The organism is Curtobacterium phyllosphaerae (assembly GCF_049341865.1).
Lineage (GTDB): Bacteria > Actinomycetota > Actinomycetes > Actinomycetales > Microbacteriaceae > Curtobacterium > Curtobacterium phyllosphaerae.
Map to the genome: position 1 here is coordinate 199656 of NZ_JBMPIU010000005.1, position 13351 is coordinate 213006.

Annotated in this window: 10 protein-coding genes; all 10 read left to right on the forward strand. The window is 70.8% G+C overall.

Going from position 1 to position 13351, the window contains the following annotated elements; all coding sequences use genetic code 11:
- Positions 1 to 12 precede the first annotated feature (12 nt).
- The 10 genes from ACO0E0_RS10950 to infB all read left to right on the forward strand — a co-directional run bounded on the left by ACO0E0_RS10950 (position 13) and on the right by infB (position 13245).
- A complete protein-coding gene (locus ACO0E0_RS10950; RefSeq protein WP_422871446.1) occupies positions 13 to 498 on the forward strand; it encodes an OsmC family protein in 486 nt (161 codons plus the stop codon).
- Between the two features lie 170 nt (positions 499 to 668).
- Positions 669 to 1622, forward strand: coding sequence for an FKBP-type peptidyl-prolyl cis-trans isomerase (locus ACO0E0_RS10955; RefSeq protein ID WP_422871447.1), 954 nt, complete (start codon positions 669 to 671; stop codon positions 1620 to 1622).
- 2 nt (positions 1623 to 1624) lie between these two features.
- Positions 1625 to 2818, forward strand: a complete 1194-nt coding sequence (locus ACO0E0_RS10960; protein WP_422871448.1) for a 1-deoxy-D-xylulose-5-phosphate reductoisomerase — start codon at positions 1625 to 1627, stop codon at positions 2816 to 2818.
- Between the two features lie 72 nt (positions 2819 to 2890).
- Positions 2891 to 4219: a M50 family metallopeptidase gene (locus tag ACO0E0_RS10965; protein WP_422871449.1), complete on the forward strand. Its 1329-nt coding sequence runs from the start codon at positions 2891 to 2893 to the stop codon at positions 4217 to 4219.
- A gap of 37 nt (positions 4220 to 4256) precedes the next feature.
- The gene (locus tag ACO0E0_RS10970) at positions 4257 to 5756 is read left to right on the forward strand and encodes a purine-cytosine permease family protein (protein WP_422871450.1); all 1500 of its coding nucleotides are present in this window, start codon (positions 4257 to 4259) and stop codon (positions 5754 to 5756) included.
- Between the two features lie 76 nt (positions 5757 to 5832).
- Positions 5833 to 6981, forward strand: coding sequence for a flavodoxin-dependent (E)-4-hydroxy-3-methylbut-2-enyl-diphosphate synthase (gene ispG, locus ACO0E0_RS10975; protein ID WP_422871451.1), 1149 nt, complete (start codon positions 5833 to 5835; stop codon positions 6979 to 6981).
- 64 nt (positions 6982 to 7045) lie between these two features.
- Positions 7046 to 8797 (forward strand): proline--tRNA ligase, encoded by a 1752-nt coding sequence (locus ACO0E0_RS10980; protein WP_422871452.1) that lies wholly within the window; start codon positions 7046 to 7048, stop codon positions 8795 to 8797.
- Between the two features lie 175 nt (positions 8798 to 8972).
- Positions 8973 to 9965 (forward strand): transcription termination factor NusA, encoded by a 993-nt coding sequence (gene nusA, locus ACO0E0_RS10985; RefSeq protein WP_422871453.1) that lies wholly within the window; start codon positions 8973 to 8975, stop codon positions 9963 to 9965.
- Between the two features lie 76 nt (positions 9966 to 10041).
- Positions 10042 to 10335: a YlxR family protein gene (locus ACO0E0_RS10990; protein ID WP_422871454.1), complete on the forward strand. Its 294-nt coding sequence runs from the start codon at positions 10042 to 10044 to the stop codon at positions 10333 to 10335.
- 72 nt (positions 10336 to 10407) lie between these two features.
- Complete coding sequence (infB, locus tag ACO0E0_RS10995) at positions 10408 to 13245, forward strand: translation initiation factor IF-2 (protein WP_422871455.1); 2838 nt, start codon at positions 10408 to 10410, stop codon at positions 13243 to 13245.
- The last annotated feature ends 106 nt before the right edge of the window (positions 13246 to 13351 follow it).

Genomic DNA, 13351 nt, shown 5'->3' on the forward strand with positions numbered 1-13351 from the left:
CAGGAGGCCCCCATGTTCGACCACCACTACGAGGTCGCCGTGACCTGGACCGGGAACCGGGGGACGGGGACGAGCGGCTACCGCGACTACGACCGCGACCACGTCGTCCGTGCGGCCGGCAAGCACGACCTGCTGGGTTCGGCGGACCCGGTCTTCCGCGGCGACCGCGCCCGGTGGAACCCCGAGGAGCTCCTCGTCGCCGCACTCGCCCAGTGCCACATGATGAGCTACCTCTACGTCGCGACCGAGCAGGGCTTCACGGTGGTGGACTACGAGGACCGCGCGATCGGCGAGCTCGAGGTGGACCCCGACCACAGCGGCCGGATGACCGGCGTGGTGCTCCACCCGGTCGTGACGATCCTCGAGACGGACCGGGCCGCGGACGCGATGGCGGCCCACGCCGAGGCGAACCGCCTGTGCTTCATCGCCGCCTCGATGGCGTTCCCGGTCCACCACACGCCCGACATCCGGGTCGCCGCGACCGCCGTCTCCGACTGACGGCACCCTGGCCGACGCACCGCGATCGGCCGGCGTCCGCACGCGTACAGCAGATGCATGGGCGACGTGCGGCGGAACGTGCGGCAGACTGTCACGCGTCCCTCGGTCGCCATCGTGACGGTCCGCCGCCGCGAGCGGACCGTGCGCACGTCATCGATCCGAAGGCCCCCGTGAACCGTCTGCGTCTCCTCCCGTTCCTGCTCGTCCCGTCGGTCGTCCTCGGCCTCGCCGCGTGTTCGGGCTCCGGTTCCGGGGACGCCTCGACCTCGCCGAGCGCCAGCGCGACCACCGCGGCGTGCCCCAGCTCCGGCTCGTCCTCGAAGGCGATCAAGGTCACGGGCGACTTCGGCGGCACGACCGCCCCGACCGTGACCTTCAAGAAGGGCCTGTCGTCGAGCACGGTCCAGTCCACCGAGACCGTGAAGGGATCCGGCAAGGGGCTCGCCGACGGCGACTTCGTCAAGGTCTCGTACTCGGTGTACCAGGGCTCGACGGCGCAGAAGCTCGGTTCGGTCGGGTTCGACTCCGGGAACCCGCAGGTCCTCTCCGTGGGCGGGACGGGCTTCGGCAATGCCCTCGGGTGCGCCAAGGTCGGGTCGCGTCTCGCGATCATCGGCCCGAGCAAGTCCCTCGGTTTCCAGACGACCGGGCAGATCGTCGTGGTCGCGGACATCATCGAGACCGTCGCGACGCACTCCACGGGGACGCCGCAGAAGCAGGACCCGTCCCTGCCGACGGTCAAGGACAAGGCCAGTGGCGAGCCGCAGATCACGATCGGCAGTGCCGCGGCGCCGACGAAGACCACCACCGAGGTGCTGAAGCAGGGTGACGGCGACACCATCGCGAAGGGCGACAGCGCGCTCGTGCAGTACACCGGCGTCGTGTTCTCGACCGGCAAGGTGTTCGACTCCAGCTGGTCGAAGGGCCAGCCGACGACGTTCACCGTCGCCGACGGTCAGCTCATCGCCGGGTTCGTCACCGGACTCGTCGGCCAGAAGGTCGGCTCGCAGGTCCTCATCGTGATCCCGGCGGCGGACGGCTACGGCGCGAACCCCCCGGAGGGCTCGAACATCCCGAAGAACGCCGACCTCGTGTTCGTCGTCGACATCCTCGCCAAGGGCTGAGCATGACCGCCACCCGGTCGGCCAGGACGTCCGAGCGTCGGCGGGACGTCGTGGTGCTCGGGAGCACCGGCTCGATCGGGACGCAGGCACTCGACGTCGTCGCCCGGAACCCGGACCGGTTCCGGGTCGTCGGGTTGACCGCGGGCCGCAACCGGGACCTCGTCGCCGCGCAGGCCGAACGCTTCGGGGTCGCCGACGTCGCGCTCGGCGCGGCCGAGTCGGAGCGCCTCGTCCGGTCCGTCGCGGCCGACGTCGTCCTGAACGGGATCACCGGATCGGTCGGACTCGGCCCGACCCTCGCCGCACTCGAGACCGGCGCGTCGCTCGCCCTCGCGAACAAGGAGAGCCTCATCGTCGGGGGTCCGCTCGTGCAGCGGGCCGCGGCACCCGGGCAGATCGTCCCCGTGGACAGCGAGCACTCCGCGATCGCACAGGCCCTCCGCGCCGGCCGACACCACGATGGCGCCCGACACCCCGACGGCGCCCGGCATCACGACGGCGCCCGACACCCCGACGGCGCCCGGGACGACACCGGCACCGAGGTCCGTCGCCTCGTCCTCACGGCCTCCGGCGGTCCGTTCCGCGGCCGGACGCGCGCCGAGCTGGAGCACGTCACCCCGGCGGAGGCCCTGGCGCACCCGACCTGGGACATGGGACTCGTCGTCACCACGAACTCGGCGACGCTCGTCAACAAGGGTCTCGAGGTGATCGAGGCGCACCTGCTGTTCGACGTACCCTACGACCGCATCGACGTCACCGTCCACGCGCAGTCCATCGTGCACTCGATGGTCGAGTTCGTGGACGGCTCGACCATCGCCCAGGCATCGCCGCCCGACATGCGCCTGCCGATCGCGCTCGGCCTCGGCTGGCCCGACCGCGTGCCGGGCATCGGGGTCCCGCTCGACTGGACCCGGGCGAGCACGTGGACGTTCGAGCCCCTCGACGAGGACGCGTTCGGCGCGGTGCGGCTCGCGAAGGAGGTCGGCGAGCAGGGCGGCACCTTCCCGGCGGTGTTCAACGCTGCCAACGAACAGGCCGTCGCCGCGTTCCACGCCGGCGCGATCGGGTTCCTCGACATCGTCGACACCGTGGAGCGGGTCGTCGCTGAGCACGCGGCGGGGGAGCTGTCCCTGCCCGGCGTCCTCGCTGCCGAGTCCTGGGCACGGCAGACCGCGGACCGTCACCTCGCCCGCTGACAGGATCCGAGCCTCCCGGCCGTTCAGGAACCGCTCGGTTCCCGGAAGGGTCGTGTCCCGTACGATCTCCGGGTGACCCCGGAATCCGTGTTGCTCTTCGTCCTCGGCGTCGTCGTGTTCATCGTCGGCCTCCTGGTCTCGATCGGACTCCACGAACTCGGCCACCTGACCTTCGCGAAGCTGTTCGGCGTCAAGGTGACGCAGTACTCGCTCGGGTTCGGCAAGGCGATCTGGTCGTTCACGCGCGGCGACACCGAGTACGGCATCCGCCCGATCCTCCTCGGCGGGTACATCTCGATGGTCGGCATGCTCGCACCGCGGCCGTCCGGCAAGCCCTCCCCGATCACGAACACCGGGTTCTACAGCGCGATGGTGCAGGATGCCCGGCAGGTCAGCGCCGAGCAGATCGCGGAACAGGGCGACGAGCGCGCGTTCTACCGACTCACGCCCTGGAAACGCATCGTCGTGATGGCCGCCGGCCCGGTCGTGAACCTCGTCATCGGCATCGTCGTGTTCGGCGTGCTCCTCTGCGGCTTCGGTGCCTACACGACATCGATCGCGGCGACGTCCGCGTGCGTGCTCCCGACGTCGTCGACGGACACGTGCACGCCGGGCGACGCGGTGTCCCCGGCGAAGCGCGCGGGCCTGGAGCCCGGCGACGTCGTCCTCGCCGCGAACGGCCGGTCGAAGCTGACGAGTGCTTCGCTGACGACGCTGTTCCAGGAGTCGGCGGGCAGACCGGTCGACCTGACGATCCTCCGCGCCGGCACCGAGCGACACGTCGACGTGACGCCGACGCTGGCGACCCGCGACGTGTTGCAGGCCGACGGGACGGTCGTGAAGAACGCGGACGGCTCGACGAAGACCGAGCAGGTCGGCGTGGTCGGCGTCTCGATCGGCGCGTCCCTCGTCCGGCAGTCACCGGCGGCCGTGCTCCCGGCGGTGTGGCAGCAGACCGAGGCGTCGGCGTCCCTCATCATCAACCTGCCGCAGCGACTCGTCGCGGTGTGGAACGCGGCGTTCGGCACCCAGGCGCGGGCCGCGAACAGCCCGGTCAGCGTCGTCGGCGTCGGTCGCGCGATCGGGACGGTGGCGTCCGAGAGCGGCGTCCCGGTGATCGACAAGATCTACACGATCCTCTCGCTCCTCGGCGCCCTGAACATCGGCCTGTTCGTGCTCAACATGGTGCCGCTCCTGCCGCTCGACGGCGGACACATCGTTGGGGCACTGTGGGAGGCGGTCAAGCGCAACACGGCGAAGCTCTCCGGGCGGGCGGATCCCGGCCCGATCGACCTCGCCAAGCTCATGCCACTCACTTTCGGCGTCGTGATCCTCCTCGGCGGCATGAGCCTGTTGCTCATCTACGCCGACATCGTGCGTCCGGTGAGCGTCTTCGGCTGACGCGGCGCCCGGGCGCGTCCGGCGCTACGCTTCCGGGATGAGCGAGCGCACTGCGGAACGCAGCGGGACCGGCATCGAACTGACCGGGATCGACACGATCGCCGAAGCGGACCGGAAGGGCAGCCCGCGGCAGCTGTTCTGGCCGTGGTTCGCCGCGAACGTGTCGGTCCTCGGCCTCAGCTACGGCTCGTTCGTGTTCGGGTTCGGCATCTCGTTCTGGCAGGCGACCATCGTCTCCGTCATCGGCGTCGTGTTCTCGTTCCTCCTCTGCGGGGTGGTCGCGATCGCCGGCAAGCGCGGGTCCGCGCCGACGATGGTCCTCAGTCGTGCGGCCTTCGGTGTCCGCGGGAACCGGCTGCCGTCGTTCCTCAGCTGGATCCTCACCGTCGGGTGGGAGACCGCACTGGCGTCGCTCGCCGTGCTCGCGACCTCGACGGTGTTCACCGAGCTCGGGTGGGACGGCGGGGTCCTCACGAAGGTCGTCGCGCTCGTCGTGGTGGCTGCGCTCGTGGTCGGGGCGGGTGTGGCAGGGTTCGACGTCATCATGCGGATGCAGGCCTGGATCACCGTCATCACCGGCGTGCTGACCGTCGTGTACGTCGTGCTGGCGGCGCCGCACATCGACCTCACCCGCGTCATGGCACTGCCGCCCGGGAGTGCTCAGAACGTCATCGGCGCACTCGTCTTCGTGATGACCGCGTTCGGACTCGGCTGGGTGAACGCGGCGGCGGACTACTCGCGCTACCTCCCGCGCTCGGCGGCGACCCGCGGCGTCGTGGGCTGGACGACCTTCGGCGGTGCACTCGCACCGGTCGTGCTGATCGTCGTGGGGCTGCTCATCGCCGGGTCCTCGCCAGGACTGAGCAAGGCGATCGGCGCGGACCCGATCGGCGCGCTCACGACGATCCTCCCGGTGTGGTTCCTCGTGCCGTTCGCGGTCGTCGCGATCCTCGGACTGGTCGGTGGGGCGACGCTCGACATCTACTCGTCCGGACTCGCGCTCCTGAGCGCCGGCGTCCGCATCCCGCGGCCCGTCGCCGCGGGGGTCGACGGGGTGGTCATGGTGGCGGGTGCGATCGCGGTGGTGTTCGCCGCGCCGAACTTCATCTTCCCGTTCCAGGCGTTCCTGGTCACGCTCGGCGTGCCGGTCGCCGCGTGGTGCGGGGTGTTCCTCGCGGACGTCCTGCTCCGTCGCCGGGCCTACGCCGAGGGGGAGCTGCACGACGCCACGGGCCGGTACGGGGACGTCCGCTGGGGTGCGGTCGGACTGGTGGTCCTCGGGACGGCGCTCGGGTGGGGGCTCGTCACGAACACCTACGGCGTGCCGTCGTGGCTCAACTGGCAGGGGTACCTGCTCGGCCCGTTCGGGCTCGGAGGTCGCGCCGGTGGCTGGGCCTTCGCGAACCTCGGCGTCCTCGTCGCGCTCGTCGTCGGATTCGTCGGGACGCTGCTGTCCACCCGCGGTGCCGTCCGGGCCCAGGAGGCGCTCCCGGTGACCGAGTCGATCGCGAACGTCCCGGCGGTCGAGCTGCGCTGACCCCGGCGTGTGCGCGGGCTGCGCGTTCGTCGGTCGAGCGCGGGGGCCTCCCGTCCGGGCGCGTAGGCTGACGGACGTGCCTGCAGTCAATCTCGGTATGCCCAAGGTCCCGGAGACCCTCGCCCCGCGCCGCAAGTCGCGGCAGATCAAGGTCGGCAAGGTCCTCGTCGGCGGGGACGCACCCGTCAGCGTCCAGTCCATGACGACGACGCCGACCACGAACATCAACGCGACGCTCCAGCAGATCGCCGAGCTGACCGCCTCCGGCTGCGACATCGTGCGGGTCGCCGTGCCGAGTCAGGACGATGCGGACGCGCTGCCGATCATCGCGAAGAAGAGCCAGATCCCGGTCATCGCGGACATCCACTTCCAGCCGAAGTACGTGTTCCAGGCGATCGACGCCGGGTGCGCCGCGGTGCGCGTGAACCCGGGCAACATCCGCAAGTTCGACGATCAGGTCGGGTCGATCGCCGCCGCCGCGAAGGCCGCCGGCGTGTCCCTGCGCATCGGCGTCAACGCCGGGTCGCTCGAGCCGAGCGTCATGCAGAAGTACGGCAAGGCCACCCCGGAGGCGCTCGTCGAGTCCGCGGTGTGGGAAGCCTCCTTGTTCGAGGAGCACGACTTCCACGACTTCAAGATCTCGGTCAAGCACAACGACCCGGTGATCATGGTCAAGGCCTACCGGCTGCTCGCCGAGCGGGGCGACTGGCCGCTGCACCTCGGCGTGACCGAGGCCGGGCCGGAGTTCCAGGGCACGATCAAGAGCGCCACCGCCTTCGGCATCCTGCTCGGCGAGGGCATCGGCGACACCATCCGCGTGTCCCTGTCCGCACCCCCGGCGCAGGAGGTCAAGGTCGGCCTCCAGATCCTGCAGTCGCTGAACCTCCGGGAGCGCAAGCTCGAGATCGTCTCCTGCCCGAGCTGCGGGCGCGCGCAGGTCGACGTCTACCAGCTCGCGAACGACGTCACCGCGGGGCTCGAAGGCATGACCGTCCCGCTCCGCGTCGCCGTGATGGGCTGCGTCGTGAACGGTCCGGGGGAGGCCCGGGAGGCCGACCTCGGGGTCGCGTCCGGGAACGGCAAGGGGCAGATCTTCGTCAGGGGCGAGGTCGTCAAGACGGTGCCGGAGTCCGAGATCGTCGCGACGCTGATCGCCGAGGCGAACCGGCTCGCCGACGAAATGCCCCCCGGCGAGGTGGGCACCCCCGAGGTCGTCACCGCCTAGTGCGCCGATCCGGCGGAGCCCGGCACGCGCCGGCCGCCGCGCCGGCCACCGGTAGGCTGCTTCCGTGGTCACACGGCTCTCTCACCTCTTCCTCCGCACGCTCCGCGACGACCCGGCCGAGGCCGAGGTCCGGAGCCACAAGCTGCTCGTCCGCGCGGGCTACATCCGGCGCCAGGCTCCCGGCATCTACGCTTGGCTGCCGCTCGGCCTGCGGGTCAAGGCGCGGATCGAGCAGATCGTCCGCGACGGCATGGTCGCCGCCGGCGCCCAGGAGGTCCACTTCCCGGCGCTGCTGCCGCGCGAACCCTACGAGGCAACGAACCGCTGGACCGAGTACGGCGACGGCATCTTCCGCCTCAAGGACCGGAAGGACGCCGACTACCTCCTCGCCCCGACGCACGAGGAGATGTTCGCGCTGCTCGTGAAGGACCTGTACGGCTCCTACAAGGACCTGCCCGTCACGCTCTTCCAGATCCAGGACAAGTACCGCGACGAGGCCCGTCCCCGCGCCGGGCTCCTGCGCGGACGGGAGTTCACGATGAAGGACGCGTACTCGTTCGACATCGACGACGCCGGTCTCGACCGCAACTACCAGGTGATGCGGGACGCCTACGAGCAGATCTTCACGCGCCTCGGGCTCGACTACGTCATCGTCCAGGCCGACGCCGGCGCGATGGGTGGCAGCCGCAGCGAGGAGTTCCTGCACCCGATCGAGGTCGGCGAGGACACCTTCGTCCGGAGCGCCGGCGGGTACGCGGCGAACGTCGAGGCCTACGTGACCCCGGCGTCCGATCCCGTGCCCATCGACGGCCAGCCCGAGCCCGTGCTCCTCCCGAGGTCCGACACCCCGACGATCGACTCGCTGGTGCAGCACGCGAACGCCGCCGCGCCGCGACCGACCGGGGAGTGGACCGCGGCGGACACGCTGAAGAACGTCGTCCTCGCGCTCACCCACCTGGACGGCACGCGCGAGGTCGTCGTCGTGGGCCTGCCCGGCGACCGCGACGTCGACCTCAAGCGCGCCGAGGTCGCGTTCGCCCCGGCCGAGGTGGAGCCCGCGGGCGACGCCGACTTCGGCCGGAACAAGGGCCTCGTCAAGGGCTACATCGGCCCGCAGGTGCTCGGGTCCGACAGCGCGACCGGCCTCCGGTACCTCGTCGACCCCCGTGTCGCCGACGGCACCGCGTGGATCACCGGCGCGAACGAGCCGGGCCAGCACGTGTCCGGACTCGTCGCCGGCCGCGACTTCACCGCCGACGGCGTGGCCGACGTGTCCGACGTCCGAGCGGGCGACCCCGCACCCGACGGCTCGGGCCCGCTCGAGACCGCCCGCGGCATGGAGATCGGCCACGTGTTCCAGCTCGGTCGCAAGTACGCCGAGGCGCTCGGGCTCAAGGTGCAGGACGAGAACGGCAAGCTCGCCACGGTGACGATGGGGTCGTACGGCATCGGCATCACGCGCATCATGGCGATCATCGCCGAGGCGCACAACGACGACCGAGGGCTGATCTGGCCGGCGAACGTCGCCCCGTTCGACGTGCACGTCGTCGCCACCGGCAACGACCAAACGGCGTTCGAGGTCGCGGCGGGCATCGTCGCCGACCTCGAGGGTGCCGGGTACGACGTCGTGTACGACGACCGGCCGAAGGTCTCGCCCGGCGTCAAGTTCGGCGACGCCGAGCTGATCGGCGTGCCGGTGGTCGTCGTGGCGGGCCGGAACGCCGGCGACGGTGTCGTCGAACTCTGGGACCGGGCCGCGGGTGCGCGCCGTGAGCTCCCGGTCGCGGAGGTGCTCGAGGCGGTCCGCGCGATCTGACCGGGTCGCGGTCGCGAACGCGACCCAGGGACGGACGGGAGGGACGGTGCCAGCAGGCGCCGTCCCTCCCGTCTGTCTGTCCTGCAGTCCGGCAGCCTGCGGTACGATCGTCTGCAGCCTGCGCGCGGTCACCGAGCGTGCGGGTCACTTCATCTGAACACCGGAGGTCCCCTCGATGCAGATCGATCTCGCCGTACTGCGGCTCATGGAGCGTGAGCGGGAGATCCCGTTCGACGAACTCGTCACGATCATCGAGCAGGCGATCCTCACCGCCTACCAGAAGCACACCACCGAGCACGGTGACGACGTCGACCCGCAGGCGCGCGTCGAACTCGACCGCAAGTCCGGCCAGGTCTCGGTGTTCGTCCCGGAGCGCGACGACGACGGCGCCGTGGTCGGCGAGGCGGTCGACTCGCCGAGCGACTTCGGTCGCATCGCCGCGTTCGCAGCCAAGCAGGTCATCAACCAGCGCCTCCGCGACATCGGCGACGAGAAAGTGCTCGGCGAGTTCCGTGGGAAAGAGGGCGACATCGTCGCCGGCGTCATCCAGCAGGGTCCGAACCCGCGCATGGTCCTCGTCGACCTCGGCACGGTCGAGGCGATCCTGCCGCCCGAGGAGCAGGTACCGGGTGAGTCGTACGACCACGGGTCCCGCATCCGCGTCTACGTCACGAGCGTCGGCAAGGGGAACAAGGGCCCGCAGATCACCGTGTCGCGCACCCACCCGGGGCTGGTCCGCAAGCTCTTCGCCCTCGAGGTCCCGGAGATCGCGTCCGGGGTCGTCGAGATCGTGTCGCTCGCTCGCGAAGCCGGACACCGCACCAAGATCGCCGTGAAGGCGAACGAACCGGGCGTCAACGCCAAAGGCGCGTGCATCGGCGAGCTCGGCGCCCGGGTCCGCGCCGTCACGAACGAGCTCGGCGCCGAGAAGATCGACATCGTCGACTGGTCGCCGGACCTCGCGACCTTCGTCGGGAGTGCGCTCTCGCCCGCCAAGGTGAGCTCGTCGTTCGTCATCGACCAGTCGACGAAGGCCGTCCGCGCCCTCGTGCCCGACTACCAGCTGTCGCTCGCGATCGGGAAAGAGGGCCAGAACGCCCGGCTCGCGGCCAAGCTCACCGGCGCGCGGATCGACATCCAGCCCGACTCCATCCTCGAGGGCGAGTAGCGGATCGGAGCCGGTCACACCCCGGGCATGCGTCCGAGGCGCGCCGGGATCGCGGTCGTCGGAAGGTGGGAGTAGAGTGGTCCCCGTCAGAACGTGCATCGGCAGTCGTCGTCGCGCACCCCGATCCTCCCTCCTCCGTGTCGTCGCCCGTGGCGACCAGGTCGTGCCGGATCCGAAGGCAGTCATGCCGGGCCGGGGGGCGTGGCTCACTCCGACGGTCGATGCCTACGAGACGGCCGTCTCCCGCAGGGCTTTCCGCCGTGCGCTGCGGCTCGATCGCGAACCGGACACGTCGGCGGTCCGGGAGCACATCCGTGCACTCGACCCGTCCGACACGACAGAACAGGCTGAACGGCTTATGGACAACTGATGAGCGGCTCGAAATGAGACCCATCACCCAATGAGCTCCTCCCTTCTCGGGCGGAGCTCGAGAAGGAGAACTGTGGCGAAACCACGCGTACACGAGATCGCTAGCGAGCTCGGCGTCGACAGCAAGACCGCAATGGAGAAGCTCAAGGAGCTCGGCGAGTTCGTCAAGGGCCCGTCCTCGAGCATCGAGCCTCCCGTCGCACGGAAGCTCCGTGCGGCACTCGAAGCCACCGGCGCCAAGCCGGCCGGTTCCCCGGCAGCGTCCACGACCAAGGCCTCCGCGCCCCGGTCGACGACGCCCCGCCCCGCAGCACCGCGTCCGGCCGCTCCCGCGCCGGCCGCTCCGGTCGAGGCACCGGAGGCAGCAGCCCCCGCCGAGTCCGTCGACGACGCCCCGCGCCCGGCAGCCCCGCTGTCCGTCGCCGAGCGCCAGGCCCAGGCCGAGGCCGCACGCAAGGCGGCCGCCGACGCCAAGGCCGCCGAGTCCTCCGCCGTCCCGCAGGACAGCGCCGACACGACGGACGCCGTCAAGCCGGGCACCAGCACCAAGCCCACGGCGGCGGCGAAGCCGGGCGGACCCAAGCCGTCCTCGGCACGTCCGGGCAACAACCCGTACTCCTCCAGCCAGGGCATGGGCTCCCGCCCGCCGCGTCCGGGCAACAACCCGTTCTCGCAGAACCAGGGCATGCCGCGTCCCGGCGGAACGTCCGGCGGTGCCGGTGGCATCCCGCGCCCCCAGCCCCCGCGTCCCGGCGCACCCCGTCCGGGAGCTCCGCGTCCGGGCGGCCCCGGGCAGGGTGCTCGTCCGAACGGCTTCGGTCAGCGTCCCGGCGGCCCCGGCGGCCGTGGTGGCCAGGCCGGCGGCTTCCAGCGTCCCGGTGGCGGTGCTCCCGGTGCCGCTGGCGGCTTCCAGCGTCCGGGCTTCGGTCCGGCACGTCCGGCCGGTGGCGGCGGTCGTGGCCGTGGGCCCGGTGGTGGCACCGCCGGTGCGTTCGGCCGTGGCGGCGGCAAGAGCCGTGCCCGCAAGTCGAAGCGGACGAAGCGCGCCGAGTACGAGATGCGGCAGGCTCCGTCGATCGGCGGCGTGCAGGTCCCTCGTGGCGACGGCGACACCGTGGTGCGTCTGCGCCGCGGTGCCTCGATCTCGGACTTCGCGGACAAGATCGACGCCCTGCCCGGCAACCTCGTGACCGTGCTGTTCCACCTCGGTGAGATGGCCACGGCGACCGAGTCCCTGGACGAGGCGACCTTCGAGGTCCTCGGCGAGGAGCTCGGCTACCGGATCCAGATCGTGTCCCCGGAGGACGAGGACAAGGAGCTCCTCGAGGGCTTCTCGATCGACCTCGACCAGGAGCTCGAGGACGAGGACGAGTCGCTCCTCCAGGTGCGCCCGCCGGTCGTCACCGTCATGGGCCACGTCGACCACGGGAAGACCCGACTCCTCGACGCGATCCGCAACGCGAACGTCGTCGCGGGGGAGGCCGGTGGCATCACCCAGCACATCGGTGCCTACCAGGTGGTCACCGAGCACGAGGGCATCGAGCGTCCGATCACCTTCATCGACACCCCGGGCCACGAGGCGTTCACCGCCATGCGTGCCCGCGGTGCCCAGGTGACGGACATCGCGATCCTCGTGGTCGCCGCCGACGACGGCATCATGCCGCAGACGGTCGAGGCCCTGAACCACGCGCAGGCCGCAGGCGTGCCGATCGTGGTCGCGGTGAACAAGATCGACAAGGAAGGCGCGAACCCGGCGAAGGTCCGCCAGCAGCTCACCGAGTACAACCTGGTGGCCGAGGAGTACGGCGGCGACGTCATGTTCGTCGACGTCTCCGCGCGGAACAACACGAACATCGACGGACTCCTCGAGGCCGTCCTGCTCACCGCGGACGCCGGGCTCGACCTGCGCGCGAACCCCGACAAGGACGCCCGCGGCATCGCGATCGAGGCGCGTCTCGACAAGGGCCGCGGTGCGGTCGCGACGGTGCTCATCCAGTCCGGCACGCTGCACGTCGGCGACGCGATCGTCGCCGGCACGGCGTACGGCCGCGTCCGGGCGATGATGGACGAGAACGGCGAGCCCGTGCTCGCTGCGACGCCGTCGCGTCCGGTCCAGGTCCAGGGTCTGTCGTCGGTGCCCCGCGCCGGTGACACGTTCCTCGTCACGGAGGAGGACCGCACTGCCCGGCAGATCGCCGAGAAGCGCGAAGCCGTCGAGCGCAACGCCCAGCTGGCCAAGGCCCGCAAGCGCATCTCGCTCGAGGACTTCACCCGTGCGCTCGAAGAGGGCAAGGTCGACGCGCTCAACCTCATCATCAAGGGTGACGTCTCCGGTGCCGTCGAGGCACTCGAGGAGTCGCTGCTCAAGATCGAGGTCGACGACAGCGTGCAGCTCCGGATCATCCACCGCGGTGTCGGTGCGGTCACGGAGTCGGACGTCAACCTGGCCACGGTCGACAACGCGATCATCATCGGGTTCAACGTCCGTCCGGACACGAAGGCCCGCGAGCGCGCTGCCCGAGAAGGCGTGGACATCCGCTTCTACTCGGTCATCTACTCGGCACTCGAGGACATCGAGCAGTCCCTCAAGGGCATGCTCAAGCCCGAGTACGAGGAGGTCCAGTCCGGTGTCGCCGAGATCCGCGAGGTGTTCCGCTCCTCGAAGGTCGGCAACATCGCCGGTGTCATCGTCCGCTCCGGCACGATCACGCGCAATGCCAAGGCGCGCGTCATCCGTGACGGCGTGGTCCTCGCCGACGGGCTCGCGATCGAGTCGCTGCGTCGGTTCAAGGACGACGTGACGGAGGTCCGTACGGACTTCGAGGCCGGTATCGGTCTCGGCAAGTTCAACGACATCCAGATCGGCGACGAGATCGAGACCATCGAGATGGTCGAGAAGCCGCGCGACTGATGCACGGCACTCCGGGGCTCCGCACGCGATGACGTCGTGCGGGGCCCCGCCCCCGTTCCTCGGGCGTGGTGCCCGTCCGGCACCGCCCCACTCCGTTCGACTCCAG